Source organism: Streptomyces sp. NPDC020299, assembly GCF_044387825.1.
Lineage (GTDB): Bacteria > Actinomycetota > Actinomycetes > Streptomycetales > Streptomycetaceae > Streptomyces.
Genome location: NZ_JBIRWL010000023.1, coordinates 71,392 through 95,493, shown reverse-complemented (window position 1 = coordinate 95,493; position 24,102 = coordinate 71,392). Strand labels below are relative to the sequence as shown.

Annotated in this window: 19 protein-coding genes; 13 read left to right on the top strand and 6 right to left on the bottom strand. The window is 68.9% G+C overall.

Translation table 11 applies throughout. The annotated features are described in order from the left end of the window. Positions 1-186 precede the first annotated feature (186 nt). On the top strand, positions 187-798 hold the full coding sequence (locus tag ACH45E_RS39620) for a hypothetical protein (RefSeq protein ID WP_361448942.1): 612 nt from the start codon (positions 187-189) through the stop codon (positions 796-798). Between the two features lie 69 nt (positions 799-867). Here ACH45E_RS39620 and ACH45E_RS39615 read toward each other — a convergent pair whose 3' ends face one another. Further along, positions 868-1,704 carry an aldo/keto reductase gene (locus ACH45E_RS39615; RefSeq protein WP_361448939.1) on the bottom strand — a complete coding sequence of 279 codons (837 nt, stop codon included), beginning with the start codon at positions 1,702-1,704 and terminating at the stop codon, positions 868-870. Positions 1,705-2,021: 317 nt separating this feature from the next. Here ACH45E_RS39615 and pqqA point away from each other — a divergent pair, with 317 nt between their 5' ends. The 6 genes from pqqA (at position 2,022) to ACH45E_RS39585 (ending at position 12,102) form a co-directional block, all read left to right on the top strand. Further along, positions 2,022-2,186 carry a pyrroloquinoline quinone precursor peptide PqqA gene (gene pqqA, locus ACH45E_RS39610; protein ID WP_361448936.1) on the top strand — a complete coding sequence of 55 codons (165 nt, stop codon included), beginning with the start codon at positions 2,022-2,024 and terminating at the stop codon, positions 2,184-2,186. Positions 2,187-2,564: 378 nt separating this feature from the next. After that, entirely contained in the window at positions 2,565-3,743 is a 1,179-nt protein-coding gene (locus tag ACH45E_RS39605) for a glycoside hydrolase family 88 protein (RefSeq protein ID WP_361448933.1), read from the top strand. A gap of 4 nt (positions 3,744-3,747) precedes the next feature. After that, positions 3,748-4,536 carry a Tat pathway signal sequence domain protein gene (locus tag ACH45E_RS39600; RefSeq protein WP_361448930.1) on the top strand — a complete coding sequence of 263 codons (789 nt, stop codon included), beginning with the start codon at positions 3,748-3,750 and terminating at the stop codon, positions 4,534-4,536. A gap of 12 nt (positions 4,537-4,548) precedes the next feature. Continuing rightward, positions 4,549-7,797, top strand: coding sequence for a glycosyl hydrolase family 28 protein (locus tag ACH45E_RS39595; RefSeq protein ID WP_361448927.1), 3,249 nt, complete (start codon positions 4,549-4,551; stop codon positions 7,795-7,797). Beyond that, complete coding sequence (locus ACH45E_RS39590) at positions 7,794-10,061, top strand: alpha-galactosidase (RefSeq protein WP_361448924.1); 2,268 nt, start codon at positions 7,794-7,796, stop codon at positions 10,059-10,061. Before ACH45E_RS39595 ends, ACH45E_RS39590 begins: the two co-directional genes overlap by 4 nt. Positions 10,062-10,071: 10 nt before the next feature. Continuing rightward, entirely contained in the window at positions 10,072-12,102 is a 2,031-nt protein-coding gene (locus ACH45E_RS39585) for a PQQ-dependent sugar dehydrogenase (protein WP_361448921.1), read from the top strand. Between the two features lie 7 nt (positions 12,103-12,109). Here ACH45E_RS39585 and ACH45E_RS39580 read toward each other — a convergent pair whose 3' ends face one another. Together ACH45E_RS39580 and ACH45E_RS39575 are read right to left on the bottom strand one after the other, a co-directional pair. Beyond that, positions 12,110-13,936 (bottom strand): AMP-binding protein, encoded by a 1,827-nt coding sequence (locus ACH45E_RS39580; protein WP_361448918.1) that lies wholly within the window; start codon positions 13,934-13,936, stop codon positions 12,110-12,112. Between the two features lie 283 nt (positions 13,937-14,219). Then, a complete protein-coding gene (locus tag ACH45E_RS39575; protein ID WP_361448915.1) occupies positions 14,220-15,089 on the bottom strand; it encodes a LysR substrate-binding domain-containing protein in 870 nt (289 codons plus the stop codon). Between the two features lie 172 nt (positions 15,090-15,261). Here ACH45E_RS39575 and ACH45E_RS39570 point away from each other — a divergent pair, with 172 nt between their 5' ends. Continuing rightward, positions 15,262-16,275, top strand: a complete 1,014-nt coding sequence (locus ACH45E_RS39570) for a bile acid:sodium symporter family protein (protein WP_361449189.1) — start codon at positions 15,262-15,264, stop codon at positions 16,273-16,275. A 33-nt stretch (positions 16,276-16,308) separates the two neighbouring features. Here ACH45E_RS39570 and ACH45E_RS39565 read toward each other — a convergent pair whose 3' ends face one another. Beyond that, a complete protein-coding gene (locus ACH45E_RS39565; protein ID WP_361448912.1) occupies positions 16,309-18,216 on the bottom strand; it encodes a sialidase family protein in 1,908 nt (635 codons plus the stop codon). Positions 18,217-18,369: 153 nt separating this feature from the next. Next, positions 18,370-19,287 carry a zinc-binding dehydrogenase gene (locus ACH45E_RS39560; protein WP_361448909.1) on the bottom strand — a complete coding sequence of 306 codons (918 nt, stop codon included), beginning with the start codon at positions 19,285-19,287 and terminating at the stop codon, positions 18,370-18,372. A gap of 129 nt (positions 19,288-19,416) precedes the next feature. On the opposite strand from ACH45E_RS39560, the gene ACH45E_RS39555 reads away from it, so the two are divergent. After that, positions 19,417-19,857 (top strand): MarR family winged helix-turn-helix transcriptional regulator, encoded by a 441-nt coding sequence (locus ACH45E_RS39555; protein WP_361448906.1) that lies wholly within the window; start codon positions 19,417-19,419, stop codon positions 19,855-19,857. Between the two features lie 16 nt (positions 19,858-19,873). Then, a complete protein-coding gene (locus ACH45E_RS39550) occupies positions 19,874-20,398 on the top strand; it encodes an isochorismatase family protein (RefSeq protein ID WP_361448903.1) in 525 nt (174 codons plus the stop codon). A gap of 40 nt (positions 20,399-20,438) precedes the next feature. Here the strand turns inward: ACH45E_RS39550 and fdhD are convergent, their stop codons facing one another. After that, positions 20,439-21,287 (bottom strand): formate dehydrogenase accessory sulfurtransferase FdhD, encoded by an 849-nt coding sequence (fdhD, locus tag ACH45E_RS39545; RefSeq protein WP_361448900.1) that lies wholly within the window; start codon positions 21,285-21,287, stop codon positions 20,439-20,441. A gap of 182 nt (positions 21,288-21,469) precedes the next feature. Here fdhD and ACH45E_RS39540 point away from each other — a divergent pair, with 182 nt between their 5' ends. The 3 genes from ACH45E_RS39540 to ACH45E_RS39530 all read left to right on the top strand — a co-directional run bounded on the left by ACH45E_RS39540 (position 21,470) and on the right by ACH45E_RS39530 (position 23,998). Beyond that, positions 21,470-22,798 (top strand): OFA family MFS transporter, encoded by a 1,329-nt coding sequence (locus ACH45E_RS39540; RefSeq protein ID WP_361448897.1) that lies wholly within the window; start codon positions 21,470-21,472, stop codon positions 22,796-22,798. Beyond that, on the top strand, positions 22,773-22,901 hold the full coding sequence (locus ACH45E_RS39535) for a hypothetical protein (RefSeq protein WP_361448894.1): 129 nt from the start codon (positions 22,773-22,775) through the stop codon (positions 22,899-22,901). The genes ACH45E_RS39540 and ACH45E_RS39535 overlap by 26 nt, the downstream gene beginning before the upstream one ends. 149 nt (positions 22,902-23,050) lie before the next feature. Beyond that, complete coding sequence (locus ACH45E_RS39530; RefSeq protein WP_361448891.1) at positions 23,051-23,998, top strand: beta-ketoacyl-ACP synthase III; 948 nt, start codon at positions 23,051-23,053, stop codon at positions 23,996-23,998. The last annotated feature ends 104 nt before the right edge of the window (positions 23,999-24,102 follow it).

Genomic DNA, 24,102 nt, shown 5'->3' with positions numbered 1-24,102 from the left:
ACCCTTCTGTTAGGAAAGTTTCCTTACTCGGGTGCCGTACAAGGTGGACCCGCCTGCATGTCCCCGTCAACCCCTGGGTGTGAAGTCGGACGCTGTGCCCTGATTGGCGGCCGTTCGGACCGGGGGGAAGACTTGGCAGTGTCCGGAACTCCCGACGCGTGTACGACATCCCGGAGGCGACGAGCCATGTTCGTACGCAGCATCTACGCGACCGGCGATCCCGCGAAGATCGACACGGCGATCAGGGCGCTGAACTCGGAGGGCCGGGACCTGCTGGAAGAGCGCCCGGGATACCGCGGGGCGGGTGTCTTCGTGGACCGGGTGCTGGGCAAACTGCTGGCTGTGAGCTGGTGGGAGTCCGAGGAGGCCCGGCGCAACAGCGACGAGGTGATGCGTGAGCGGCGCGGTGCGCTGCTGGGGCCGTTCGCCGGCACGCTCGCTGTCGACAATGCCGAGGTGGCGGTTCTGCACGAGATCAGGCAGCCGCGAGTGGGTGGCGGACTGCGCATCACCAGGCTGGAGTTCGAGCCCGTCGACGCCGACCTGCTGGCCGACACGTTCCGGGCGTCGGTCGTGCCCCGGCTGGAGGCCATGGCGGGGCTGGCCAGGGCCGCCCTGTTCATCGACCGGGACCGCGGGCGAGGCCTGGTCTGGGCCCTGTTCACCGACCGCGAGTCCCTCGCCGCCTCCCGCGCGCTCCAGGCCGCGGCCTGGCACGAAGGAGCGGCCAAGGCACACGTGACCGTGACCGGACTGGAGGAGCTCGAGGTCATCCACGCGGACGCGCAGGACTACTGAGGCTCCGCCACCGGGCTGGCACACGTCCGCCCCGCGGCATGGCGGGGCGGACGTTGTGCGGGGCGGGTGTCAGCCCATGTCGAAGGTGGCCGGGTCCGGGCCCAGGCGCCGGTCCTCGTTCAGCGCGCTGATCGCCGCGAGGTCCTCGGTGTCCAGGCTGAAGTCGAACACGTCGATGTTCTCCCTGATCCGGGACGGCGTCACGGACTTGGGGATCACGATGTTGCCGAGCTGGAGATGCCAGCGCAGCACGATCTGGGCCGGGGTGCGGTTGTGCTTCTGGGCGATGGCCACGACCGCCGGGACCTCCAGCAGGCCCTTGCCCGAGCCCAGCGGCGACCAGGCCTCGACGGCGATGCCGTGCTCGGCGTGGTACTCACGGGCCGCGTGCTGCTGCAGGTGCGGGTGGAGCTCGATCTGGTTGACGGCCGGCACGACCGAGGTCTCGGCGAGCAGGTGCTCGAGGTGCTCCGGCAGGAAGTTGGAGACGCCGATGGCGCGGACCCGCCCGTCGGACAGCAGCTTCTCGAACGCCTTGTACGTGTCCACGTACGTGCCGCGGGCCGGCAGCGGCCAGTGGATCAGGTACAGGTCGATGTACTCCAGGCCGAGCTTGGCCAGGGAGGTGTCGAACGCGCGGAGGGTGGAGTCGTACCCCTGGTCGCTGTTCCAGAGCTTGGTGGTGACGAAGACGTCCTCGCGGGGGAGGCCGGCGGCGGCGATGGCCTTGCCGGTGCCTTCTTCGTTGCCGTAGATCGCCGCTGTGTCGATGCTGCGGTACCCGGCCTCGAGCGCCGTGGCGACGGCCTGCTCGGCCTCGTCGTCGGGCACCTGCCAGACGCCGAAGCCCAGCTGAGGCATCTCGACGCCGTTGTTGAGGATGATCGGGGGGACCTTGCTGCTCACGAGCTCTTGATCCTTCGGTTGTCGGCAAGTGGTACTCCCATCGTCAACGATCACGGGCCGCGATGCATTCCTCACCGCCGAATCCGCCGGAACTGACTGACGAGTCACCGCGGCGGGCGGAGAATGGCCGGAAATGCATCCGACCTCATCGGTCCGGACCATTGACCGCGCTCTGTCATCCCGGGAATCTGGATCGCGCCACCGAACGCGTTGATGAACTTGGTGCATCCATGTGAACGCCTGCTCCGTACATGGGCTCATCTGCGCTTGAACAACCCTCACCCTGGACCCCCGCCCGGGAAAGCAGGTACGCAGCCATGAACGAAACCCTGCCGGACCTTTGCCAGGCGGAACCGCCGGTTCTGCATACATCGGATGAAAAGGTCTGGCAAAGCCCTGGTTACCACATCGTGGAGACCGCTCTCGAAGTGACCGCCTACGCGCTCGGCGACCGCCGGATCACCGCGCGACCCACACCGTGACCACGACACCCGTACGCGCCGACGGGACAGGGTTTTACTCACCGTCACCCCCGACGGCCCCGCCCTGCCCTGCCAGGCGGCCGCCGCACTGCGCGGCCTCGACCCGCCCAGTGTGAAGGACCACCGACTGGACTGGATCTGGCGGGAGTCGACGATCTTCAACGCCGTCCGGGGCGAGCCCTGGAGGCATGAGCCGCCCGCACCGACCCGGCCTGCCGGCACGCCCCCGACCACCACCTCGTACGCGACGTCGTTGCACGGGCCACGTGCTGACTCCGCTCACGCATACAGGGAGAACGCGCACCGGAAGGCCGCGTATACACAAATTGCATACAAGCAGGTCGCATACAGAAACGGCACACACCAAGAGGGAGGAACATGAGACGCCGACGCCTGCGAGCGGCGATCACCGCCGTCGCGGTCGCCACCGCCACCCTGGCCGCACTGCCCGTGACCGCCCCGACCCCGGCGGTGGCCTCAAGCCGCCCGGCCGCCGCACGCGACTGGTCCACAGCCGTTGTCGACTCCACCATGGCCCGCTACACGCCGAGCACCATCGGCGGCTGGTCGTACCCGGTCGGCCTGTACCTCTACGGCCAGTACCTCACCTACGTCAGGACTCACGAGGCCCGCTACCTCACCTACATCAAGGATTACGTCGACCGCTTCGTGAAGAGCGACGGCTCGATCAGCCAGTCGTTCAACAGCCTGGACAGCATGCAGGCCGGCCGCCTGCTGGTGATCCTGCACCACGAGACGGGCCAGGACCGCTACCGCAAGGCCGCCCGCAAGATCCGCGACCGCCTGAACACCTACCCGCGCACGAGCGACGGCGGTTTCTGGCACGCCGACAACTCCTCCCGTGCGCACCAGTTGTGGGCGGATGGCGTCTACATGGTGAACCCGTTCCTGGTCGAGTACGGCAAGGAGTTCGGGGACAGCGTGTATACGAACGACGAGGCCGCCAAGCAGCTCTACGTCTACGGCAGCCATCTGCAAGTGGGGAACGGGCTGCTCAGGCACGCCTACGACGAGTCGAAGAGCGCGAGCTGGGCGGACCCGCAGTCCGGGCTCGCTCCCGAGCACTGGTGCCGCGCGGTCGGCTGGTACTCGATGGCGATCGTCGCCGTGCTGGACGCGATCCCCGCGAAGCATCCGCGTCGCGCTCAACTCCTCGGAATCTTCCGCCGCCTGGCCGCAGGTCTGGAGAAGTACCAGGATCCGGCGACCGGACGCTGGTACCAGGTCATCGACAAGGGCGACCGCGGCGACGACTGGACCGAGACGTCGTGCTCCAGCATGTTCACCTACGCCCTCTCGCGCGGTGCCCAGCGTGGATACATCGATCCGCACTACGCGGCCGTGGCGCGCCGCGGATACGAGGGCGTGCTGGCGAAACTCGCGGCCGGAACGGACGGCCGGACCGAACTCGCCGACATCTCCGTCGGCACGAACGTGGGCGACTACGCGTACTACGTCGCCCGTACCAGGGCCGTGAACGACTTCCACGGCCTAGGGGCCTTTCTGATCATGAATGAGCAACTGCGAGGTGATTGATGTCATGAGCACATCCAGAAGGGCGCTGCTCGGCGCCGCCATCGGTGGCGTGGCCGGCGCAGCCGTCGGCCTCCCCGCCGCGGGCACCGCACACGCAGCCTCCTGGCAGCAGAAATGGGCACCGTCGGCGAGCCGCGACGGACTCGCCGCCTTCGAGACCGTCGAGGACGACCGCGCCGACTCGCACCCGGCGGGGCAGCCGCACATCTTCGCCACCGGCGACAACTGGCGCTTCAACATGCATACGGTCGACCGCGACACGTCGACCGACCGCCAGCGACAGGAAGTCACCGGCCTGCGGACCGGCAGCAGCAGCTACCTGAAGTGGACCGAGGGCCAGACCTGGCGGGTCACGTACTCGATGTACATCCCCAGTTCGCTCAAGGCCACGACGACCTTCACCCACATCATGCAGATGAAGCAGCCCGGCACCGGCACCTCGCCGATCGTCGTCCAGTCGCTGCGCCGCGTGAACGGTGTGCAGACCATCGAACTGAAACTGGCGATCGACGACATCCTCATCGGCCGCACGGACCTCGAGCCGCTGCACGACAAGTGGACGGACGTCGACTTCCAGATCAAGGTCGGCAACGGTTCGTCCGGCTCGGTCCGCTGGATCCTCAAGTCCGGTTCCTCGACGGTCATCGACAAGTCGAAGACCGGCGTCGACACCTTCCTCGCCGACCGCGTGCGCCCCAAGTGGGGCATCTACCGCTCCCTCGGCGACACCTCCGGATCCCTGCAGAACACCTATCTCCTGCTGACCGACCTCCGCGGCTACCAACTCGTCTGAGGAGCCGTCCCAATGCGATCCCCCACAGTTCACCGGAAGGGGGCGGCGGCGATCGTGTTCTTCGCGCTCGCCGTCGTCCTCGGCCTCACCCAACCGTCGGCCCTCGCGGCCCGCGGGACCGGCCCGCAGTCGGCCGCCGTGTTCAACGTGCGCGACTACGGCGCCAAGGGCGACGGATCCACCAACGACTCCCCGGCCATCGACAAGGCCATCACGGCCGCGAACTCGGCGGGCGGCGGCACCGTCCGCTTCCCCTCCGGCACCTACAAGTCCAAGAACACCATCCACATGAAGAGCAACGTGACGCTCCAGGTCGACAAGGGCGCCACGATCCAGGGTTCGAGCGCGGACACCTACGACAAGGCCGAGACCAACCCGTACGACGACTACCAGGACTACGGGCACAGCCACTTCCACGACGCGATGATCTACGGCGACAGGCTGAGCAACATCGGCTTCGTCGGCGACGGCGTCATCGACGGCCTCGGCAACCTCATCACCGGCAACCCGGGCACCGGTGAAGCAGACAAGATCATCTCACTCACCCGCTGCAACGGACTCAGGCTCGGCGACGGCCTCACCCTGCGCCGCGGCGGCCACTTCGCCGCCCTCATCAACGGCTGCGCCAACGTCACCTCCGACCGGCTGACCATCGACACCGCGAGCGACCGCGACGGCTGGAACATCATCTCCACCACCGACGTCACCGTCACCAACACGAACATCAAGGCCAACGACGACGCCCTGGTCTTCAAGAGCGACTACGCCCTCGGCGCCAAGCTCCCCAACGGCCATGTCCGGGTGAGTGATTCGTACCTGTCGGCGAAGTGCTGCAACGCCCTGATGTTCGGCTCCGAGACCTGCGGGGACTTCTCCGACTACCAGTTCGAGAAGATCCGTATCGAGGGAGCCGACAAGTCCGGGCTGGGCATGGTCTCCATGGACGGCGCGAAGATCTCCGACGTCCACTACCGCGACATCACCATGACCGACGTCCACTCGCCGATCATGGAGAAGATCGGCACCCGGAAGCGGTGCGGCAACAGTCCGGGCGTGGGATCCATCAGCGACGTCACCTACGAGAACATCACCGCGACCGGCGACAGCCCCTCCTTCAGCCCCACCCTGTGGGGGGAGAACGGCCACCGCATCAGCGGCATCACCTTCACCAACGTCAACATCACCGTGCCCGGCGGAAACGGCACCATGTCCACCGGCACACCGAGCAATGACGCGGGCGACTACAACCCGAAGAGCATCGGGACGCGGCCGGCGTACGGCTGGTATCTGCACAACGTAGACAATGTGCAATTGACCGACAGCTCCGTGCGGTTCGCGGCCGGCGACGGACGTCCGGCGGTCATCGCCAACGCGGCGAGCGGCCTGCGCCTGACCCGCTTCACCGCTCAGCACGGCGGCGACGCCCCCTATGACATGGGCTTCCAGAACGTCACCGGCTACTGCCTGACGGACAGCCACACCACGTCGGGATCCGCGCTCCGCGTCTCAGGCAGCGGATCGACGCAGGACTGCGGATCCACGGCCGCCGCACGCCCCCTCGACGTACAGAACTCCCGCCAGGACTTCCTGCGCGCCTCCGTCGGCGGACTCTTCCTGCACTGGGGCCTGCGCACCGCCCCCGCCCACACCAGTTGCACCGCCTGGGAGAACGACGTCACCAACGGAGGATGGACACCGGACTACTGGGTGAACGAAGCCCGGAAACTGCATACCCAATACCTCGTACTGGCGACATTCCACAGCCGTCTCGGCTACGCCCGCCCCTGGCCGTCGAAGATCCCCGGCTCCTGCTCCACCAAACGGGACTTCCTCGGTGAACTGATCACCGCGGCGAAGGCCAAGGGCATGAAGGTCATCCTCTACATGACCGACGACGCCCAGTGGCACGACGAGGGTGGCCACGAGTGGCTCGACTCGGCCGCCTACTCCGCCTACAAGGGCAAGGACGTCGACCTCACCACCCGCGACGGCTTCGGCCAGTTCAGCTACGACAACTTCTTCGAGGTCATGGACCGCTACCCCGACCTCGGCGGCTTCTGGATCGACAACGACAACGCCTACTGGGAGAGCCACGACCTCTACCAGCAGATCTACCAGAAGCGCCCGAACTACACGCTCAGCAACAACAACGAAGACACGCCGATCATGGATATGATCAGCAATGAGCAGAAGACGGGGATGTCGCCTGCATACGATTACCCGCAGGCTGTATACACCGCGCAACCCCGCTTGACCGAGGCCGACTTCAAACTGCCCTCGACCGGCGCCTGGTGGTACGACGGCACCAACCCCACCGTCGACCGCATGCTCACCCTCGGCCGGCTGATCACCAATGCCGGCTCCTCCGTCAAGGCGCTGATGGCGGAGACCGCCCAGGTCGACGGCACATTCCCCAGCAACCAGGCCGCCTTCAACAACTTCGCGAACACCTACCTCAACCCCATCTGGGAATCCCTGCACGGCACCGAGGGCGGCGGCTACCTGTACGGCGGCCTCAAACCCGGCTTCTGGAACGACGGCGCGCACGGCGTCACCACCATCAGCAGGACCGACCCCGACCGCCAGTACATCCACGTCCTGACTCCGCCCAGCACCAGCACCCTGCGCATCCGCGACAACGGTTACCGGATCGCCTCCGTCACCGACCTCCGCACCGGAGCCGCGGTCTCCTGGTCGCAGTCGGGCGGTGTGCTCACACTGAACGGCCTGGGCGCCTGGGACCCGTACGACACGGTCTTCAAGGTCGTGACCGCCGGACGGCAGGGCATCCTCTCCGGCGTCACGGTCAGCGCCAGTGCCTCCGCGAGCGGCCACGCGGGACCGGCCGCCGGCGACGGCGACTACCTCACGTACTGGGACAACAACAAGACACTGCCGGTCAACCTCACCTTCGACCTCGGCAGCGCGAAGAAGGTGCGGTACATCGGGCTCAACCAGCGCGAGGACTCCGTCGCCTACGCCCGCTCCGACACCGAGCAGTCCGCCCGCATCAAGGACTACAAGGTCTTCCTCAGCAACGACGGCACCACCTGGGGCAGCGCCGTGAAAACAGGACAACTCCCCAGCCGCCGCGGCATCCAGGGCATCGACCTGACCGCCGCCGACGCCCGCTACGTACGCCTCGAGGTGGACACCACCTGGGCCGCGTCGACCGACACCACCCGCTACAAGCGGCTGCGCATCGACGAGGCGTGGATCGGCACCGCATACGCCACACCCGCGAACGGGGGACGATCATGACCCGCTTCAGAGCACTGGTGGCCGCCGTCGCCGGCCTGCTGATCGCACCGGCCGTCCCGCTGCTCACCGCGGCGCACCCGGCAGTCGCGTCCGACAACGGCCAGTCGGTCCGCCCCGCCATGGGCTGGAGCAGCTGGAGCTTCGTGCGCCGCCAGCCGACCGAGGCCAAGATCAAGGCGCAGGCCGACGCGCTGGTGTCGAGCGGTCTGAGGAACCACGGCTTCGTCTCCGTCAACCTCGACGACTTCTGGCAGAAGTGCGACGACAACGGCTTCACCGTCGACTCCTACGGCCGCTGGGCCGTCGACACGGCGAAGTTCCCGGGCGGCATCAAGGCCCTCGCCGACTACATCCACTCCAAGGGCCTGAAGTTCGGCTTCTACGTCACCCCCGGCATCGCCAAGAACGCGGTCACCAAGAACACACCGATCGAGGGCACTTCGTACCACGCGAAGGACATCGCGGACACCTCGAAGACGGAGAAGAACTACAACTGCAAGAACATGTACTACATCGACTACGGAAAGCCGGGCGCCCAGGAGTTCGTGAACTCCTGGGCACGGCAGTTCGCCTCCTGGGGGGTCGACTACCTCAAGATCGACGGGGTGGGCAGCCAGGACATCCCCGACGTCCAGGCCTGGGACAAGGCGCTGCGCGCCACCGGACGCCCCATCAACTTCGCGCTCTCCAACAACCTTGCCCTCTCCGACGCCCCCACCTGGCGGAGGCTCGCCAACAGTTGGCGTACCCAGGGCGACGTCGAGTGCTACTGCGGCCCGGGCTCCAATGGCAGCGGCTATCCGCTGACCGACTGGTCGCACGTCTCCGCCCGCTTCAACACGGCCGCGTCCTGGCAGCCGTACGCCGGGCCCGGCGGCTGGAACGACCTGGACTCCCTCGAGATCGGCAACGGAGACCAGGCGGGCCTCACGGCCGACCAGCGCCGCTCCCATTTCACGCTCTGGGCCATGGCGGCGTCGCCGCTGCTGCTCGGCACCGACCTCACCCGTCTCGACGCCGTCGACAAGGCCATGCTCACCAACGACCGTCTCATCGGCGTCGACCAGGACGGCGTGGCGGCCGAGCGGATCGTGAACAGCGGGGGCCGGCAGGTCTGGAGGAAGAAGGAGAGCGACGGCCAGTACGTCGTCGCCCTGTTCAACACCGATACGTCCGGCAGCGCCACGGTGAGCGTGAAGTGGTCCCAGGTGGGATTCACCGGTTCCGGTGACGTCACCGATCTGTGGTCCGGCTCGCACAAGGGCCTGATCGCCGACTCCTACAGCGCGACCCTGCGGCCCGGCGAGACCCGTCTGATCCGGGTCGGGCCCACCGGCGCGGCGAGGCCGGCGGCCGCCTCACCGGGCATGGCCGCTTCGCCGGGCATGGCTGTCGCCCCGTACGAATACCTCGGCTGGGGAAGTCCGCCCGATCCCACCTCCGTGATGGCGGCGACCGGGGTCAAGTGGTTCACGCTCGCGTTCATCCTCTCCGACGGCACCTGCAACCCCAAGTGGGACGGCAGTCGCTCGCTGACCGGCGGCACCGACCAGTCGAAGATCAACGCGATCCGAGCCGCCGGCGGTGACGTGATGGTCTCCGTCGGCGGCTGGAGTGGGGCCAAACTCGGGGAGAAGTGCTCCAGCGCCTCGGCATTGGCCGCCGCATACCAAAAGGTGATCACTGCATACAAACTACGGGCGATCGACGTCGACATCGAGAACACCGAGTGGTCGAACGCCACCGTGCGCCAACGCGTGGTGGACGCCCTGAAGGCGGTGAAGGCCGACAACCCCGGTCTGAAGACAGTCATCACCTTCGGTACGACCACCAGCGGCCCCGACTCCACCGGCGTCGACATGATCAAGCGTGCGGCGAACTCCGGTCTGGCGAACGACGTCTGGTGCATCATGCCGTTCGACTTCGGCGGCGGTACCACCAACATGGGCACCCTCACCACACAAGCCATGGAAGGGCTCAAGGGCCGGGTCAAGTCGGCCTACGGCTACAGCGACGCCACCGCCTACGCCCACATCGGCCTGTCGTCGATGAACGGCCGCACCGACGACTCCGGTGAGCGCGTCCGCACCGCCGACTTCAAGACGATGCTCGCCTACGCGCAGCAGCACCGCATCGGGCGCCTCACCTACTGGTCCGCCAACCGCGACCGGGCATGCGGCTCCGGCACAGACGGCGACTCCTGCAGCGGCGTGACACAGCAGCCGTACGACTACCTCAAGGTCTTCACCCAGTACACGGGCTGAGAGGACAACCATGAATCTCACCAGAGCACTGCCGTGGGGCCTGTCCCTGGCCCTGGCCGTGCCGCTCGTCGCCCTGACCTCCGACCCCGCCCACGCGGCCACCGACTACCAGGCCGAGGACGCGGTCGTCTCCCAGGGCACCGTGGCCACCAACCACACCGGTTACACGGGCACCGGCTTCGTCGACTACACCAACGTCAAGGGCTCCTATGTGGAGTTCACCGTGAATGCCGCCACCGCGGGCACCGCGTCGGCGACGCTCCGGTTCGCCAACGGCACGTCCACGGACCGCCCGATGGACATCTCCGTCAACGGCACGGTCGTCGCCTCCGCCGTCTCCTTCCCGGCCACCGCCGACTGGAACACCTGGGCGACCAAGTCCGTGAACGTCCCGCTGAACGCCGGCAACAACAAGATCCGCGCCACCGCCACCACGGCCGACGGCGGCCCCAACCTCGACCGCGTCGGCATCGGCGCGGCGGCCGACATCCAGGCCCCGACCCGTCCCGGCCAACCCAGTTGTGCGGACATCGGCGAGGACGGCCTCACCCTGACCTGGGGCGCCTCGACGGACAACGTGGGAGTGACGGCATACGACCTCTACGAACACGGCAACAAGATCGGTGAGGCGCAGGGGAGTTCCACCTCCAAGGCGCTGACCGGCCTCACACCGAACACCACCTACGACCTGACCGTCATCGCCCGCGACGCCGCCGGCAACACCTCCTCGGCCAGTCCCGTCGTCGACTGCACGACGAAGCCCAGTTCCGACACCGCCCCGCCCACCGCCCCCGGCACGCTCTCCATCTCCGCCGTCACCGCGAACAGCGCCGACCTGAGCTGGGGCGCCGCCACGGACGACCGCGCGGTCGTCGCGTACGACGTGCGCAGCGGCACCACCGTCTACAAGACGGTCACGAGCGGTACGACGACCACACTCACCGGCCTGGCATGCGACAGCCCGTACGCCCTGAACGTCGTCGCCCGCGACGCGGCAGGCAACGTGTCCCCGCAGAGCAACACGGTGAACCTCACCACCAAGGCCTGCGCGACGGACGGCGGCGTCCCGTCCTCCATCAGCACCCTCTCCACCGGCTGGACGATCCCCTGGGGCACCTACTGGATGCCCGACGGAAAGACCGCGCTGGTCACCGAGCGGGACGACTTCCGGGTCTGGAAGGTGACCAAGGACGGCACGAGGACCCAGGTCGGAACCGTCCCGAACGCCGTCACCACCAACGGCGAGGGCGGCCTGCTCGGTGTCGCCGTCGACCCCGACTGGGACAGCAACCACCACGTCTACTTCATGCACACGGCCGCCGAAGGCAACCGGGTCGTCCGCATGACCTACGACGGCACGCAACTCAGCGGCTACAAGGTCCTGTTGCAGGGCATCAAGAAGAACCGCTACCACAACGGCGGCCGCCTCGCCTTCGGTCCCGACGGCTACCTGTACGTCTCCACCGGTGAGGCCCAGACACCCGACCTCGCACAGGACAAGAACTCCCTGAACGGCAAGATCCTGCGCATGACGACCGACGGCAAGCCGGCCCCCGGCAACCCGTTCGGCAACTACGTCTACTCCTACGGTCATCGCAATCCGCAGGGCCTCGCCTTCGACCGCAACGGACGGCTGTGGGAGGCGGAGTTCGGCAACAGCTCCAAGGACGAACTCAACCTGATCAAGCCCGGCGCCAACTACGGCTGGCCGACCTGCGAAGGAAGTTGCAGCGTCGCCGGAATGACCAACCCCAAGGCCACCTGGAACGTCTCGGAGGCCTCCCCGAGCGGCATCGCCATCGTCCGCAACGTCGTCTACATGGCGTCCCTGCGCGGCGAACGGCTGTGGCGCGTACCGATCAACGGAGACAACGAGAGCGTAGGCACGCCGACCGCGTACTACGTCGGCACCTACGGTCGACTGCGTACAGTCACCAAGGTGCCGGGTGCCGACCAGCTGTGGCTGTCGACGACCAACTGCGACAACAACGGAGGGGCGGCGGACGGGTCGGACAAGATATTCCGCCTGACCATAAATTGACGGTTCGTCAGGCCCGGTAGAGCGCGTCCACCTCATTGGCGTACGCGTTCTCTATCGCCTTGCGCTTGAGCTTCAGCGAAGGGGTCAGCAGCCCGTGCTCCTCGGTGAAGGGCTGGGCGAGGATACGGAATGTACGGATCGACTCGGCCTGCGAGACGAGGGTGTTGGCGGCGACCACCGCCCGTCGCACCTCCGTCTCCAGGTCGGCGTCCCGTACCAGTTCGGCGGGCGACAGCTTCGGTTTGCCCCGCATCTGCAGCCAGTGCTCGACGGCCTCCTGGTCGAGGGTGACGAGCGCCGCGACATACGGGCGGTCGTTGCCCACCACGATGCACTGGTTGACCAGCGGATGGTCGCGGACGCGCTCCTCCAGAACACCGGGCGACACACTCTTGCCGCCGGAGGTCACCAGGATCTCCTTCTTGCGGCCGGTGATGGTGAGGTAGCCGTCCTCGTCGAGGCTGCCCAGGTCGCCGGTGGCGAGCCAGCCGTCGTGCAGGGTCGCGTCGGTGGCCTTCTGGTTGTTGAGATAGCACTGGAAGACGTTGGCGCCGTGCAGCCAGACCTCGCCGTCGTCGGCGATGTGCACCGTGACACCGGGAATGGCCTGACCGACCGTGCCGTAGCGGGTGCGTTCGGGCGGGTTCGCGGTGGCGGCGGCGGTCGATTCCGTCAGGCCGTACCCCTCGTAGATCTGCACACCGGCGCCCGCGAAGAACAGCCCGAGTCTGCGGTCCATCGCCGAACCGCCGGACATCGCATTCCGTATGCGACCGCCCATCGCTGCACGCACTTTTGTATACACGAGTTTGTCGAACAGCTGGTGCTGCATACGCAGAGCCGCCGAGGGGCCGGGGCCGATGCCCCAGGCCTTCGCCTCGACCGCGTCCGCGTACTTCACGGCGATCTCGACGGCCTTCTCGAACGGGCCGGCCTTGCCTTCCTTCTCCGCCTTGCGACGGGCGGAATTGAACACCTTCTCGAAGATGTACGGCACCGCGAGGATGAAGGTCGGCTTGAACGCCTGCAGGTCGGGCAGCAGGGCGGCGGCGTTGAGCTGGGGCTGGTGGCCGAAGCGGACCTTTCCGCGGATCGCGGCCACCTCGACCATCCGCCCGAAGACGTGCGCGAGCGGCAGGAACAGCAGCGTCGCGGCCTCGTCGCCCTTCTTGGAGTGGAACACCGGCTCCCAGCGGTCGATGACGGTGTCCGCCTCGAACATGAAGTTGCCGTGCGAGATGACACAGCCCTTGGGCCGGCCGGTGGTGCCGGAGGTGTAGATGATGGTGGCGGTCGAGTCGGGGGTGACCGCCTGGCGGTGCCGGTGCACCGTCTCGTCGTCGATGTGGGCACCCGCGTCGTACAGCTCCTGCAGCGCGCCGGCGTCCAGCTGCCACAGCTGGCGCAGGTTCGGCAGCCGGTCGATGACGGTGGCGATGGTCATCGCGTGGTCCTCGTGCTCCACGATCGCCGCGGACACCTCGGCGTCGTACAGCATCCAGAAACACTGCTCGGCCGAGGAGGTGGGGTAGACCGGTACCACCTGGGCGCCGATCGTCCACAGCGCGAAGTCGAAGAGGGTCCACTCGTAGCGGGTGCGGGAGACGATCGCGACCCGGTCGCCGAAGCGGACGCCACGGGCCAGGAGTCCCTTGGCCAGGGCGAGGACCTCGTCACGGAACTCGGCGGCGGTCACATCGCGCCACCGGCCGAGCTCGTCCTTGCGGCCGAGCGCGACGTGCAGCGGGTCCGCGAGGGCAAGCTCGAAGACGACGTCGGCCAGACCCCCCACGGGTGGCGCCGACGCCGACGGAGGGTTGGTGAACTCGCGCAAACCCGCTCCCCGCTCCTCGTGACGCTCGCCCGGCGCCGTGAAAGCTACCCCACCCGCACACCCGGCGGGAGGGGGGCCGAAACCGAGCAAAGCTCACGTTTGCGCAGGCCGACGACCGGAAAATGCCCGCACAAGGGGAAGGGTCGGACAGAATCCTTACGGTTCAGTAAGTTTCGGCGCCGTAATCTCCACCGAATCTGTACGCCGCGATTACGGCACCCGCAGCATGCGAACGTCCACCGCGCACCGGGCTCCTCCCGAATAATGCGGACGATGCGTGAGGTCAGCCGCCCCGCCGGTGCAGCCGCTCCCCGCCTGCCAGGATCGCCGCCGCGAGCGCGTCCGCCGCATCCCGCGCCGAGGGGCGGACACGGCCGTGCACCAGGACGAAGTCGACCTTGCCGAGCTCCGGGAGCCCCGCCCGCTCCGGCGCCCGGAACAGGCCCGGCGGGACCAGGCCCCGGGAGTGCGCCATCACGCCGAGGCCGGCCCGCGCCGCCGCGATGAGGCCGTTGAGGCTGCCGCTGGTGCAGACGATCCGCCACGGCCGGCCCTGCCGTTCCAGGGCCTCCAGCGCCAGCGCCCGGGTGATCCCGGGCGGCGGATACACGATCAGCGGCACCGGCCGGTCGGGATCGAGGCGGAGCCGTTCGGTGCCGATCCAGACCAGGTCGTCGTGCCAGACCAGCTCGCCGTGCGGGTCCTGAGGGCGGCGCTTGGCCAGCACGAGGTCCAGCTTTCCGGCGGCCAGCTGTTCGTGCAGGGTGCCCGACAGCTCCACCGTCAGCTCGAGATCGACTTCGGGGTGGTCGTACCGGAAGCCCTCGAGGATCTCCGGCAGCCGGGTGAGGACGAAGTCCTCCGACGCGCCGAACCGCAGCCGGCCGCGCACCCGGGTGCCGGTGAAGAACGCCGCCGCCTGCTCGTGTGCCGCGAGGATCCGGCGGGCGAAGCCGAGCATGGCCTCGCCGTCCCCGGTCAGCTCCACGGAGTGCGTGTCCCGCAGGAACAGCTGGCGCCCGACGGCGTCCTCGAGCCGGCGCACGTGCTGGCTGACGGTGGACTGGCGCAGCCCGAGCCGCCGGGCGGCCCGCGTGAAGCTGAGCGTCTGGGCCACCGCGAGGAAGGTGCGCAGCTGCGCGGGGTCGTACACACGCCGAGGGTATATCGCGGAACGTGATGACAGTCAGAGTGGTGTGCGGGATTCCCGATCGGCCTGCCGAGGTGGACGATGGAAGAGGGTCCTCCGGCTCAGGGGCACCCTTCAAGCGCAGCGTACGAACGTCAGATGGAGCACTGTGAAACGCCTGCACCGGCCGAGTCGGATGCCGATCGACCCGTACGTCCTGCTGCTGCTCGGCACGGTGGGCCTCGCCGCCCTCCTGCCGGCCCGGGGCGCGGCCGCGGATGTCGCCTCCGGCGCTGCCACGGCCGCGATCGCCTTCCTCTTCTTCCTCTACGGCGCCCGGCTGTCCACCCGTGAGGCAGTGGACGGACTGAAGCACTGGCGGCTCCATGTCACCGTCCTGGCCTGCACCTTCGTTGCCTTCCCGCTGCTCGGCCTGGCCGCGCGGGGGCTGGTGCCGGTGCTGTTGACCCAGCCGCTCTACCAGGGTCTGCTGTTTCTCACGCTCGTTCCGTCGACGATCCAGTCGTCGATCGCGTTCACCTCGATCGCCCGCGGGAACGTGCCCGCGGCGATCTGCGCGGGTTCCTTCTCGTCGCTGGTCGGGATCGTACTCACCCCGCTGCTGGCGGCCGGCCTGCTCGGCAACGCGGGCGGCGGGTTCTCCGCCGACTCCCTGGTGAAGATCGTGCTGCAGTTGCTCGTGCCGTTCCTCGCCGGCCAGGTGCTGCGGCCCTGGGTGGGAGGCTTCGTCGCCCGGCACAAGAAGGTCCTCGGGCTGGTCGACCGCGGCTCCATTCTGCTGGTCGTCTACACCGCGTTCAGCGAGGGCATGGTGCGGGGGATATGGCATCAGGTGAGCGCGGTCCGGCTGGCCGGGCTGCTGGCCGTCGAGGCCGTACTGCTCGCCGTGATGCTCGCCCTGACCTGGTACGGCGCCCGCGCGCTGCGCTTCGGCCGCGAGGACCGGATCGCCATCCAGTTCGCCGGGTCGAAGAAGTCCCTTGCCTCCGGGCTGCCGATGGCAAGCGTGCTGTTCGGCGCGCACGCCTCGCTGGCGGTCCTGCCGCTGATGCTCTTCCATCAGATGCAGCTCATGGTGTGCGCGGTCATCGCCCGGCGCCGGGCACACGATCCGGAGACCCCCGCGACGCCGACGGCGTCGGCCACGGCGTCACGGACCGCCGCCGGCACCGGTCCCGGTACCCGCTGACGCCTGCCGGGACCCGGCGGCCTCTCCAGTCGTTCAGCTGGTTCCGCGGCCTGTGCCGATGTGGTCCAGGGGCAGCCACAGCACGGTGTCCTTCGCGGGCTCCGACTCCGGGGGACCGGCCAGTTCGTCGTCGCTGAGCGCCCGGTCCCAGACGTGGACGTCGTCGATGGCACCGGTCAAGAAAGCCCGGCTGTCCATGCGCTGGCCGATGTGCACGCCGAACGGGGAGTTGCGGCTGACCGAACCCGGTACATCGGCGACGGACGATTGCATACTGTCTACGAACATTGTCAACCGGCCGCCGCCGCGGCGCAGCGCCAGATGGTGCCACCGGCCGTCGTTGTAGGCGCCGGCGGTGTTCACGGTCACCGTGCGCACGGCGGTCGCGCCGTCCCGTACGGTGATCAGCCCGCGCATGCGGTCGCTGTCCGGCTCGCCGCGCAGCCAGACCTGGGGCTGGGTGGTGCCGATGCCGCCCATCCACAGCAGCGGCTGCTCGCCGGTCGTGGCGGTGTATCGGAACCACAGCGACGCCGTGAAGTCCTTGGTGCCCAGCGGCAGCCGGGACCGGTACGGCAGTCGTACGGCGTCGTCGACGCCGTCGAAGTCCAGCGCACCGCCCGACACACCGTCGGTCTCCTCAGCGCCGCCGAGCACGGCCGCGCGCGGGGCGTGCGGGGCGAGGTCGGCGGTGCCCGGGTCGGGGCCGCGGCGCGGAGTGAGCCAGTCCTCGGTGAAGCGGGCGAACCGGATCTCGTCGCGGGCGTCGACCGCACCGCCCTCGTACATCAGGCCCACCGTGTCGTGGCCGACACGCACCAGGTCGGAGTAGCCGGACCAGTCCGTGGTGACGACCGTGCCGCGGTCCACGCTGTCCCAGGTGCGTCCGCCGTCGTAGGAGGAGCGGATCATCATCGTCCGGCGGCGGTCCGGGTCGCCCGGGCAGGCCAGCAGGATGCGGTCGCCCAGGCGCAGCGTCGAGCCCTGCACCTGGGGGGCGTAGAGGTCCGGGAGGTCGTGGAAGGGGGCGGCGAAGCTGTCGCCGCCGTCGCGGCTGACCGTCTGGGTGCGGTGGCCGAGATCGGTGCCGTCCTGTTCACGGCCGCTGACGAGGACGGAGCCGTCTGCGCGCTCGGTGAGGGTCAGCTCGGACGGCTTCTGCCGGAAGGTGCCGTCGTCGGCGATCGGCCAGGTGTCGGTGGCCCCGGCCCGCCAGTGGTCGCCGTCGTCGTCGCTGACGATCAGCGCCGCGTGGTTGGCTGTGACCCTGCTGCCGTTCCAGGTCTCGGTGTTGACGCCGAACACCAGCCGCCCGGCATGCCGGCCCCGGGTGAGCTGGGTGCCGTGCACCGGTCCGGTCGCGTACCAGGAATTCCAGTCGGGAGGCAGGATCTCCGGGCTCAGGTCGCGCGGCTCGGACCAGGACAGGCCGTCGTCGTCGCTGTACTGGAGGTGCGGGGTACGGTCGCAGGGAACCGGGCAACTCCCGCTGTCCGTACGGCCGGTGTTGTAGGTCTCCGCCAGCAGGACGCGGCCCGTCGCGCGGTCCACGATCGGTGCCGGGTTGCCGTGCGTGTCACCGGCTCCCGCGGTGACGACCCGCAATGGGCTCCAGGTACGGCCGCCGTCGGCGGAGCGCTTCACCACGATGTCGATGTCGGCCGCGTCCCCGCAGTTGAGGACCCGCCCCTCGGCGAACGCCAGCAGCGTGTTCTTCGTCGTCCGCACGATGGCGGGGATGCGGAAGCAGGCGTAACCGGGGTCCCGCGAGGCTTTGAAGAGAACCTGCTGTTCAAAGTCGGCCGAGGCGGGCGCCTGGGCTGTGGAAGCGGCCGGCCCGGCCTGTGCCGGATGCGGTGACAGGAATGGAAGGAGCACCGCGGCCACCGTGAGAACAGCGGCCAGGATATGTCTTTGGCGTGCGCGAAAACTTGACGGCATGGTGCGACCTGCCCTTCATCCACTTGGATCCGTACATCCGGATCTCTGGACAACGGGACATCCCACGTCCAACGTGCGCTTCCATGACGGTAGTTGGCGGCTCGGTCGCCTCACAAGAAGCGTGCATCCACTTCCCGGGAGCGGCGGGACGGTTCAGGGGCGCAGCACCACCTTGCCGAGGTTGCTCCGCGACTCGATGACCTCATGGGCGCGGGCCGCGTCCTTGAGCGCGAATTCCCCGTGCACGGCGGGCCGCAGCGCGCCCTCCGTGAACAGCCGCCACAGCTCGCCCCGCCAGTGCTCGTACAGCTCCGGTCGGTTTCGGGCGATCCGGGCCATCTGGAACCCGATCACCGACTTGGCGCCCACCAGCAGGTCGTACGCCTGGATCGTCCCGCCGCCCGAGCTGTACGCCACCAGCCGGCCGTCCGGGGAGAGTGCGCCGATCGCGGGCGTGAGCAGGTCGCCGCCGACTGCATCCAATATGCAGTCGACGGGATCTCCCCAGCCGTCGTCCGCATACGAGATCACGTCGTCGGCGCCGAGGGAGCGGACGAAGTCCGCCTTGGCCGGGTCGGACACGGCGCCCACCACCCGGGCGGCGCCGCGCACGCGCGCCAGTTGGACGGCGAGGTGACCGACACCGCTCGCCGCCGCGGTGACCAGAACCGCCTCGCCGCGCTCCGGCCGCGCCGCCTCCAGGGCGCCGAGTGCGACCAGTCCGCTGCGGACCAGTGCCACCGCGTCGACGGCGGAGGCGGCCTCCGGCACGGGGGAGGCCATCGCCTCGTGCAGGATCGCGAACTCGGCGTACCCGTGCCCGAAGCACAGTCCCGTCACGCGCCGGCCGGCCTCGAACCGGGTGACACCGTCGCCGACGGCCACGACCTCCCCAGCGATCTCACCGCCCAGCGGGACCGGCGCGGCGGCCTCGGCGACCTTGCGCACGACCGGGAGGGTGACGCCGACGGCCTCGGCACGCACGAGCAGCTCGCCCCGGCCGGGCTCGGGCATCGGGGCGTCCTCCAGGAACAGTGGGCCGCCGGGGGACTCGTACCGGACGCGACGCATCGCACCTCCTGCAGAAGCGGACGTGGCGCGGGAGCGCCCTTGGGAAGGGCGTGCCCGCGAATCGTTGGGAGCCCCAACGTTAGAGGGTATTCATTGGGAAGTCCAACGGTTGGCCGGTAGGCTGTGCTCATGACCGAAGCCCCCCTCTCCGCGATCCGTTCCCTCCCCAGCTGGATCCTCGGCCGGGCGGCCGCCCGTGGCCGGGCTCTGGTCGCCGAGGCGCTGGCGGCGGAGGACATGAAGATGTGGCACCACGTCGTACTCTCCGCCGTCCGCGACCTCGCCCCCGTCGCCCAGGCCGACCTCGGCCGCGGCATCGGACTCGACCCCAAGGACCTGGTCGGCGTCCTCAACGACCTCCAGGCCGCGGGCCTCGTCGTCCGCGCACCGGATCCCCGCGACCGCCGCAAGAACGCGGTCTCCCTGACCGACGAGGGCGCCCGGCGGCTCACCCGCTGCGAGAAGGCGGCCCGAGAGGCGAACGACGCGCTGCTCGCCCCGCTACCGGCGGCCGAACGTGACCGGTTCATGGCCCTGCTGATCCGGATTTCCGGTACGGACGGCGTATGACGGCTAACGTTCCGTCATGACCGCACCTCTCACTCTCGATCCGGCGCGCACCGCCCTCGTCCTCGTCGACCTGATGGACCGCATCGTCGCGCTGCCCCTGGAGCCCCGCAAGGGAACCGAAGTCCTCCTCGTCGCCGAGCAGTTGGCGACCGCCTTCCGGTCGGCCGGCGCGCCCGTCGCGCTCGTCCGCGTCGAACGCCCCGGCGTCGCCGAGCAGCCGCCCGGCAGCGGCCTGGTGGCAGGCCTTCCGCGGGACGGCGACCTGGAGGTCGTCAAGCGTACGATCGGCGCCTTCCACGGCACGGACCTCGACGCCCGGCTGCGGGAGCGCAAAGTCACCACGCTCGTGTTCGGCGGCATCGCCACCAACCTCGGTGTCGAGTCCACCGCCCGCGCCGCCGCCGACCTCGGCTACGACCTCGTCTTCGTCGAGAACGCCATGGCTGCCTTCACCGCCGCCGAGCACGAGGCCTCGGTCACGCTGGACTTCCCGCGGCTGGGGACAGTGGTGCGAGCGGAGGAGCTACGGCTGGAATCCTGACCGGCCGGCGGCGGGCCGGCCGACCCGCGACCCGAGCGGGTCAGCCCTGGGCGGCCGTGGCCCGCAGAGCGATGCGGTCCTCGCCCGCGTACACGTTCATGGAACTGCCGCGCAGGAAACCCACCAGGGTCAGCCCGGTCTCGGCGGCCAGGTCCACCGCCAGCGAGGACGGCGCCGAGACCGCCGCCAGCACCGGGATGCCCGCCATCACGGCCTTCTGCGCCAACTCGAAGGAGGCCCGGCCGGAAACCAGCAGGATGGTGCGGGACAGCGGAAGGTCCCCGTTCTGCAACGCGCGGCCGACCAGCTTGTCGACCGCGTTGTGCCGGCCCACGTCCTCGCGGACGTCCAGCAGCTCCCCGTCCTCGTCGAACAGGGCTGCCCCGTGCAGACCGCCGGTCCGGTCGAAGACCCGCTGGGCCGCGCGCAGCCGGTCGGGGAGGGCGGTGAGCAGTTCGGGTGCGACACGTATCGGGGGTGTGTCGGCGATGGGCCAGCGGGCCGTCGTACGGACCGCGTCCAGGCTGGCCTTGCCGCACAGCCCGCAGGAGGAGCTGGTGTAGACGTTGCGCTCCAGCGTGAAATCGGGGAGTGCGACGCCGGGCGCGGTCTTCACGTCCACCACGTTGTAGGTGTTGGAGCCGTCGACCGTCGCCCCCGCACAGTAGACGATATTCAGCAGATCGGATGCGGTCGCCAGCACACCCTCGCTCACCAGGAACCCGGCGGCCAGCGCGAAGTCGTCACCCGGCGTGCGCATGGTGATCGCGAGCGGCTTGCCGTTCAGCCTGATCTCCAGGGGTTCCTCGGCGACGAGCGTGTCCGGACGGGCGGAGACCGCCCCGCCGCGGATGCGGATCACCTTGCGTCGTTCCGTGACTCGTCCCATGTCCTGATCAGCCCCGGTTCTGTACGTGCTGGTAGCCATTCATTGTCCTGCACGTGCAGCGTGGAGGACAGCACGCCAAGGGTCGCACGCCGACCGTTCACCGCATTCTGCATACCGTTCATCGCATACGGTCGACGCGCCCTGTATTCAACTTCCCCGGCCGCCCCCTACCGTTCGGCCTCATGAGCAGCCCCCCTGTCGCACCCCCGGGCTGGAGCCGCTGGCTCGTTCCGCCCGCCGCTCTCTCCGTCCACCTCTCCATCGGCCAGGCCTACGCCTGGAGCGTCTTCAAACCGCCCCTCGAAGCCGCGCTCCATCTCGACGGCACCGAGAGCGCCCTGCCCTTCCAGCTGGCCATCGTGATGCTCGGTCTGTCGGCCGCGTTCGGCGGCACACTCGTCGAACGCAACGGCCCGCGCTGGGCGATGACCGTGGCCCTCGTCTGCTTCTCCTCGGGTTTCCTGCTCTCCGCGCTGGGCGCGCAGACGGAGCAGTACTGGCTCATCGTCCTCGGCTACGGCTTCGTGGGCGGGATCGGTCTCGGTATCGGCTACATCTCACCCGTCTCCACCCTGATCAAGTGGTTTCCGGACCGCCCCGGCATGGCCACCGGCATCGCCATCATGGGCTTCGGCGGCGGCGCGCTGATCGCCTCGCCGTGGTCGGCGCAGATGCTCGACTCGTTCGGCACGGACCACTCCGGGATCGCGCTCGCGTTCCTCGTGCACGGTCTTTCGTATGCCGTCTTCATGTCGCTGGGCGTCCTCCTCGTCCGGGTACCACGCGCCGACAGGCCCGAGGACCGCGACATGAGCTCCCTCGCGGGCGTTCAGGTGTCGGCCCGCAGCGCGGTGCGCACCCCTCAGTTCTGGTGCCTGTGGGTCGTGCTCTGCACCAACGTCACCGCCGGCATCGGCATCCTGGAGAAGGCCGCGCCGATGATCACGGACTTCTTCGCCGACAGCTCCACTTCGGTGTCGGCCTCCGCGGCCGCCGGTTTCGTCGCCCTGCTGTCGGCCGCCAACATGGCGGGCCGGATCGGTTGGTCGTCGGCATCCGACCTGATCGGGCGCAAGAACATCTACCGGGTCTACCTCGGCGTCGGAGCGCTGACGTACCTGCTCCTCGCCCTGGCCGGCGACTCGGCCAAGCCGCTGTTCGTCCTGTGCGCACTGGTGATCCTCTCCTTCTACGGCGGCGGCTTCGCGACGATCCCCGCCTATCTGAAGGACCTGTTCGGCACCTACCAGGTCGGTGCGATCCACGGGCGGCTGCTCACCGCCTGGTCGACCGCGGGTGTGCTCGGGCCGCTGATCGTGAACTGGATCGCTGACCGGCAGGAAGCGGCCGGCAAGCACGGAGCCGCGCTGTACGGGCTGTCGTTCGGGATCATGATCGGCCTGCTCGTCATCGGGTTCGTCGCCAACGAGCTCGTACGCCCCGTCCACTCCCGTCACCACGTCCCCGCAGCGAGGGAGGCCGCCGATGTCCAGCGACACCAGTCCGCCTAGCCGACGGGGACTGATCGCGTTCGCCTGGCTGTGGGTGGCCGCGCCGCTCGGGTACGGGCTCTACGAACTCGTGCAGAAGGCGACCCAGCTGTTCACCGGGTGACTGACCGGGTGAGTGCTCGGGCGTCCGAGGGTCTGACGGAAGCCGACAACACCGGCCCCCGATTCCTGTGGCTTCACCTGCCGTCGTACCCGTGAGTCACTGTCCAGACTGGTGGATCCCGCTGCTTACGCTGAACGAGGGGACCTCAGTTGAACGGCTCGCGCATCATCGCCATCGGCCACCACCAGCCCGCCAAGGTGCTCACCAACGAGGACCTGGCGGGCATGGTCGACACCAGTGACGAGTGGATCCGCAGCCGGGTGGGCATCCGCACCCGGCACCTCGCGGGCCCCGACGAGCCGGTCGACGAACTCGCCGCGCACGCGGCCGCCAAGGCCCTCGCCGCAGCGGGCCTGACCCCGGCCGACATCGACCTGGTCCTGGTCGCCACCTCCACGGCGATCGACCGCTCCCCGAACAACGCGGCCCGGGTCGCGGCCAGGCTCGGCATTCCGGAGCCCGCCGCGATAGACGTCAACGTGGTCTGCGCCGGCTTCACCCACGCCCTGGCCACCGCCGATCACACGGTCCGCGCCGGTGCCGCGACCCGCGCCCTGGTCATCGGTGCCGACAAGATGTCCGCGGTGGCCGACTGGACCGACCGCAGCACCTGTGTCCTCGTCGGGGACGGGGCGGGGGCCGTCGTCGTCGAGGCGTCCGAGGCGGGGGAGGAGCCCGGGATCGGGCCGGTGCTGTGGGGTTCGGTGCCGGAGATGGGGCACGCGGTGCGGATCGAGGGCACACCGCCGCGCTTCGCGCAGGAGGGGCAGAGCGTCTACCGCTGGGCCACGACCCGGCTGCCGGCCCTTGCCCGCAAGGCGTGCGAGCGCGCCGGGACGGCCCCGGAGGATCTCGCCGGAGTCGTCCTGCACCAGGCGAACCTGCGTATCGTCGAACCCCTGGCCGAGAAGATCGGTGCTGTCAACGCGGTGGTCGCGCGCGATGTCACCGAATCGGGCAACACCTCGGCCGCCAGCATTCCGCTGGCCCTGTCCAAGCTCGTCGAGCGGGGCACGCTCTCCAGCGGTGACCCCGTCCTGTTGTTCGGTTTCGGCGGCAATCTGTCCTATGCCGGGCAGGTCGTACGGTGCCCTTGAGATCACCGGTGAGATCACCGGTCACGCGCCCGGTTCACGGTCTACGGTCGGTTGTGCACCGTAGATCGTAGACGAAAGACAATCGATACTGGGCGTCCACTGCA

What these genes read in the sequence shown, in the direction of transcription:
- ACH45E_RS39590 (WP_361448924.1), top strand. Translation starts at nt 7,794, where the DNA reads ATGACCCGCTTCAGAGCACTGGTGGCCGCCGTCGCCGGCCTGCTGATC.
- ACH45E_RS39535 (WP_361448894.1), top strand. Translation starts at nt 22,773, where the DNA reads ATGTCCAGCGACACCAGTCCGCCTAGCCGACGGGGACTGATCGCGTTC.
- ACH45E_RS39555 (WP_361448906.1), top strand. Translation starts at nt 19,417, where the DNA reads ATGACCGAAGCCCCCCTCTCCGCGATCCGTTCCCTCCCCAGCTGGATC.
- ACH45E_RS39595 (WP_361448927.1), top strand. Translation starts at nt 4,549, where the DNA reads ATGCGATCCCCCACAGTTCACCGGAAGGGGGCGGCGGCGATCGTGTTC.
- ACH45E_RS39585 (WP_361448921.1), top strand. Translation starts at nt 10,072, where the DNA reads ATGAATCTCACCAGAGCACTGCCGTGGGGCCTGTCCCTGGCCCTGGCC.
- ACH45E_RS39570 (WP_361449189.1), top strand. Translation starts at nt 15,262, where the DNA reads ATGCCGATCGACCCGTACGTCCTGCTGCTGCTCGGCACGGTGGGCCTC.
- fdhD (WP_361448900.1), bottom strand. Translation starts at nt 21,287, where the DNA reads ATGGGACGAGTCACGGAACGACGCAAGGTGATCCGCATCCGCGGCGGG.
- ACH45E_RS39565 (WP_361448912.1), bottom strand. Translation starts at nt 18,216, where the DNA reads ATGCCGTCAAGTTTTCGCGCACGCCAAAGACATATCCTGGCCGCTGTT.
- pqqA (WP_361448936.1), top strand. Translation starts at nt 2,022, where the DNA reads ATGAACGAAACCCTGCCGGACCTTTGCCAGGCGGAACCGCCGGTTCTG.
- ACH45E_RS39560 (WP_361448909.1), bottom strand. Translation starts at nt 19,287, where the DNA reads ATGCGTCGCGTCCGGTACGAGTCCCCCGGCGGCCCACTGTTCCTGGAG.
- ACH45E_RS39605 (WP_361448933.1), top strand. Translation starts at nt 2,565, where the DNA reads ATGAGACGCCGACGCCTGCGAGCGGCGATCACCGCCGTCGCGGTCGCC.
- ACH45E_RS39550 (WP_361448903.1), top strand. Translation starts at nt 19,874, where the DNA reads ATGACCGCACCTCTCACTCTCGATCCGGCGCGCACCGCCCTCGTCCTC.
- ACH45E_RS39540 (WP_361448897.1), top strand. Translation starts at nt 21,470, where the DNA reads ATGAGCAGCCCCCCTGTCGCACCCCCGGGCTGGAGCCGCTGGCTCGTT.
- ACH45E_RS39620 (WP_361448942.1), top strand. Translation starts at nt 187, where the DNA reads ATGTTCGTACGCAGCATCTACGCGACCGGCGATCCCGCGAAGATCGAC.
- ACH45E_RS39600 (WP_361448930.1), top strand. Translation starts at nt 3,748, where the DNA reads ATGAGCACATCCAGAAGGGCGCTGCTCGGCGCCGCCATCGGTGGCGTG.